Here is a 1092-nt window from a genome sequence, read left to right as displayed (position 1 = left end):
GGCGGCATCCGCACTGGCCGCAACCTGGTGCTGGCCCGCGGCCTGGACACCGTCAACGGCGGCATCTATGTCGACCGTGGCAGCCGCATCGGCGGCGATGTCGAAACCGTCAACGGCAGCATCGGCCTGGTCGGCGTACAGCTGGACGGCGACATCGAAACCGTCAATGGCGACATCACCGTCGGCATCGACTCGGTGGTCAAAGGCGGCATCAAGGTCAATCGCCCTTCTTTTGGCATCTCGCTGACCGCGCCGCGCAAGCCGCGCATCGTCATTGGCCCGAACGCCGTGGTCGAAGGCCAGCTGGTGTTCGAGCGCGAAGTCACCTTGCTGGTGCACGACTCGGCCAGGATCGGCCCGGTCACTGGCGCCACGCCGCAACGTTTCGACAGTGAAACCGCACCGCGCTGAACGCGCATTGCAGGCCAATCCTGCCTAGAATCCGGGTTCGACCTTGCAACCCGGAGTTCTCATGCAACGCAAACTGTTGTTGTGCCTGGCCGCGACCGCGGCCCTGGCCGCCTGCAAGCAGGAGGCACCGGCACCGGCGGCCTCCGCACCCGCCCCTGCACCGGCCCCGGCCCACACCTTTGCCGGTGGCATCAACGCAGCCGATTTCGGCGAGCTGGTGAAGCACCTGGCTTCCGATGAGTTCGAAGGCCGCGCGCCAGGCAGCAACGGCGAGGAGCTGACGGTCAACTACATCCGCGACCAGATGCAGCGCATCGGCCTGCAGCCGGGCAACGGCGACAGCTGGTTCCAGGAAGTGCCGATGACCGAGACCACGGCCGATCCGAACACCGTGCTGAAGATCCAGCAGGGCGACACCAGCCGTGACCTGGTGTTTGGTACCGACATGGTGATCGGCACCCGCAGCGGCCAGCCTGAAATCAAGATCGACAACAGCGAGCTGGTGTTCGTCGGCTACGGTGTGGATGCGCCCGAACAGAACTGGAACGACTACACGGGCCAGGACTGGAAGGGCAAGACGGTGGTGATGTTCGTCAACGACCCCGGCTTCCACACCGACGACGCCACCTTGTTTGATGGCAAGCGCATGACCTATTACGGGCGCTGGACCTACAAGTTCGA

General features: G+C 64.7%; 1 protein-coding gene and 1 pseudogene. Both read left to right on the top strand.

Annotation, left to right across the window (positions count from 1 at the left end; all coding sequences use genetic code 11):
* Positions 1-411 (top strand): annotated as a pseudogene (locus ABB27_RS20005) (hypothetical protein); the annotation flags it as partial.
* Between the two features lie 61 nt (positions 412-472).
* On the top strand, positions 473-1092 hold a 620-nt coding region (locus ABB27_RS18265; protein WP_484600301.1), incomplete at its 3' end, for a protease-associated domain-containing protein.

The organism is Stenotrophomonas terrae (assembly GCF_001431465.1).
In the GTDB taxonomy this organism is placed as follows: domain Bacteria; phylum Pseudomonadota; class Gammaproteobacteria; order Xanthomonadales; family Xanthomonadaceae; genus Stenotrophomonas; species Stenotrophomonas terrae.
Note: the sequence above shows the minus strand (reverse complement) of the source record. Positions and strands in the feature narration are given on the sequence as shown.